Here is a 3,869-nt window from a genome sequence, read left to right on the forward strand (position 1 = left end):
TGATAGTCGGCTCAATAATACTTATTTTGAAAGAAGCTTTAAATGCTTAAATAACGTCGCTATGTGCTTGAATGGCGGTGAGGGCGATGGTATAAATAATATCATCGACTAAGGCACCACGTGACAAGTCATTGACCGGTTTATTTAAGCCTTGCAACATCGGTCCGACACTAACCACATTGGCACTACGTTGTACCGCTTTATAAGTGGTATTACCCGTATTTAGGTCAGGGAAGATAAAGACGTTTGCTTGTCCAGCAACGGGCGAATCCGGCGCTTTTTGCTTACCGACGCTCATAACAGAAGCCGCGTCATACTGTAGCGGTCCATCGACTTTTAGATTCGGCGCACGTTCACGGACGATTTGGGTCGCACGGGTGACTTTTTCGACATCAGCGCCAGTACCTGACGAGCCAGTCGAGTAGCTAATCATTGCTACTTTTGGATCGATACCAAAGGCGGCTGCTGATTGCGCTGATTGAATAGCAATCTCAGCCAATTCTTCTGCAGTTGGATCAGGGTTGATAGCGCAGTCACCATAGACCACCACTTGCTCAGGTAACAGCATAAAGAATACTGACGACACGAGTGAATACTCCGGTGCCGTTTTAATCAACTGAAAGGCTGGGCGGACAGTATTCGCCGTGGTATGAATCGCACCAGAGACTAAGCCATCAACTTCGTCCATTTGCAGCATGGTCGTACCTAAATAAACGGTATCTTGCAGATATTCAGCAGCCACTTCTGCGCTGGTTTTACCTTTGCGACGCTCTACTACAGCGGCGATATATTTGCTCATATCTAAGCTGTCAGGATCGATAATTTCAAGCCCTTCAGGTAATACTAAATCGCGGTTCTTAGCGACTTGTTCAACATCAGCACGCTTAGCGAGTAGCACACAGTTGGCAATACCACGGCTTTGGCAGATACAAGCAGCTTCTACCGTACGCGGCTCAGAGCCTTCTGGCAGCACGATACGTTTTTTGGCAATTTGCGCTTTTTTAACCACTTGATGACGAAATGCTGACGGTGACAAGCGCGGCTCATGATTTTGGCTAAAGTAGGCTTTAATCCAGCTAAGATCTAGGTGCGCCGCGACATAGCGAGCCACTTCCTCGGCGCGTTCGGTGTCATCGCTTGGAATCTCAGCACTCATGTGTAATAGACTTTGTACCGTCTCAAAGCTGTCATCTTCGACACTCATTACAGGAATACCAGTTTTGAGTGCAGATTGCCAAAGCTCAGCGACCGTTGGACTGGGCACGACGCCGCCGGTCAATACCAATCCTGCCAGTGGAATACCATTGAGACAAGCTAATCCAGCTGCCAATAATAAATCGTCGCGGTCGCCCGGCACCACGATAAGCGTGCCACGTTTGAACACTTCATCGACACGTGCAACTGAGCGTGCGGTCAAGCTGATGCGATTGATGCGGCGCGATTTTGCTTCACCAACATTGAGCCAAGTGGCGTCAAGCTCAGCCGCGATATCCCACGTACGCGGCACGGATAATGAGTCGCTAAATGGTACAACACCGATGAGATGGAATTGTTCAGTATTGAAGTGCGGTGATAGGCGTTGGACTTCTTGGATAAAGCCGCTGTCCAAACTCACAATCGCTTCACCAGGGGCAACGATTTGATTTTCTAAGGTGCTTTGTGTATTTGGTAAGTCATGCATACGCATCAAGATACAGCCAAGCGTACGATCACTTGCCATACCACCAAATTCACGAGCATGGACATCAAGCTTATCGGCCAAATACGCAGGTTTACTGGTATCAGCGGTGCTCACAAAGATGATTCTGGCATCTAGCGCATGAGCAATCGCACGGTTGATTTGTGAGGCATAAGAAGTTTCAGTTGTCGGTACTAAGCCTTCGCAGATCACTACATCGTAGTCATCGCCGAGGGTATGATAGTTAACGACCACTTCTTCCATCAAGTCATCAAGATTGTCATCACCAATCATACGCTCAACATGTTGACGGCTGATCGATTTAGGTGGCTTTAGCCCAAAGGCATGCATGGCTAATGCGCTTGAGCTGTCTAGACTGTTTTGCTTATCCAGCGTATCGTCTTGCAAAAACGGCTTCATAAAACCCGCTTTGATACCGTTGTAATCAAAAGCACGAATCAAACCCAAAGCCGCTGATGTCACACCGATACCGCGGCTGATGGGCACAAGTAAAATAGTTTGCATAATGTATCCTACTGTTTATTATGTTTTTAAGGAGATTGTCATCATTGAGCGTATAAGAATCAACTTGTGATTCTTATAGCAGGCGTATTAGTCTTATTGTAGACCCAAGGCCGCACGAGTTTCTTGTGCGATACGGCATTCTTCATCAGTTGGGATAACCCACAGCTCAATACTGCTATCGTCAGTATGGAAACTGCCTTCATTGCCACCGACCAAGCCAGCGTTCTTACTGGCATCTACTTTGATGCCAAAATGACGCATGACTTCCAAAATACGCATTCGCGTGGTCACAGAGTTTTCGCCGATACCACCTGTGAAGACAATGCCAGTAAAGTCAGGGAGCGCACAGCTTAAGCTGGCAAGGTATTTACCAACACGATAGCAGAACATCTCAATCGCCAGCTTTGCGTCTTCATGACCTTCATTAGCCGCTTGCTCAATAGTACGCAAATCATTTGATAAGCCTGAAATGCCAAGTAGACCACTTTCGCTATTGAGCATCTTGTCGATTTCTTCTAAGCTCATGCCAAGTTGTCGCTTAAGATGAATGTGTAAGCTTGGATCGACATCACCGCTGCGCGTACCCATCATGAGACCTTCAAGCGGGGTTAGACCCATACTGGTATCAAGACTTTTGCCATCGTAGACGGCAGTTGCTGAACAGCCATTGCCCAAATGCGCAGTCAACCAACCATGTGGTCCTGTTGCGCTGGTAATGTGGCTGGCGCGTTCTGATACATAAGCATGCGAGGTGCCATGAAAGCCATAACGACGGATTTTATGTTCTTCATAAAGGGCTTTTGGTAACGGATAGCGGAAAGCGACGGGTGGCATGGTTTGGTGGAAGGCAGTGTCAAATACCACGACTTGCGGCATATCAGGATAGATCGCTTGTACGGCTTCGATACCCAGGGCGTTTGCCGGATTGTGTAATGGCGCTAGCACTTTTAAACGCTTCACTTCTTCTAAGACATGTTGATTCACCTGCACGGCTTCTGAATATTCGCGGCCGCCATGTACCACACGATGCCCAACAGCAATAAAGTGATACTGCTCTAATAGCTCAAGGATTTTTTGTAAGGCAAGCTCATGACGACCACCAGCAATAGCGATTTCTAGTTTTTCACCATTTAACGTCGTGTGTTTGATACGGGCAGTATCGAGACCTAAGTTTTCGGCAAGGCCTGTGATACGAATAGAATTGTCTTCGCTGATAAGCGCGTATTTGATAGAAGAGGAACCGCAGTTGAGGACTAAAGTGGGGTTGATCAGGTTTGATGTTTCGGAGTTTTTGTCATCAAAAGTCGTGGTTAGGCTGGCACTCATACTCTATCCTTAGATTATATTTTGTAAGTGGTGAATCGTCATCGATTATCACCGGTTGTATAAACAAAAAAATAGCCATATCCTTGCTAGCGCAGGCCAAACAGCTGACATACGTAAACAATGACATCGCTGATTTTTATCATGCTTGGGCTGTTATTACTCGACGGCACTTCAAAGGTTTTGAGAAACCTACTTTGATAAACTGGTAAATTTCAGTGCGGCTCAGGGTCGATAATACGTAGGCTAATGGTTCGTCACAGCACCAAGGATTCACTATAATGTACCATATTATTATGCGTATACCACGATAACAATAAGGCTTTAATATGCAAGTAAGTGC

General features: G+C 46.5%; 2 protein-coding genes. Both read right to left on the reverse strand.

Annotated elements, in window-relative coordinates:
* Nucleotides 1–46 precede the first annotated feature (46 nt).
* Nucleotides 47–2,203 (reverse strand): phosphate acetyltransferase, encoded by a 2,157-nt coding sequence (gene pta / locus VLN09_RS00705; protein WP_325243141.1) that lies wholly within the window; start codon nucleotides 2,201–2,203, stop codon nucleotides 47–49.
* 93 nt (nucleotides 2,204–2,296) lie between these two features.
* Entirely contained in the window at nucleotides 2,297–3,529 is a 1,233-nt protein-coding gene (locus VLN09_RS00710) for an acetate kinase (protein WP_325243144.1), read from the reverse strand.
* Nucleotides 3,530–3,869 lie beyond the last annotated feature (340 nt).

Origin of the sequence: Psychrobacter sp. (assembly GCF_035469765.1) — a bacterium.
In the GTDB taxonomy this organism is placed as follows: Bacteria; Pseudomonadota; Gammaproteobacteria; order Pseudomonadales; family Moraxellaceae; genus Psychrobacter.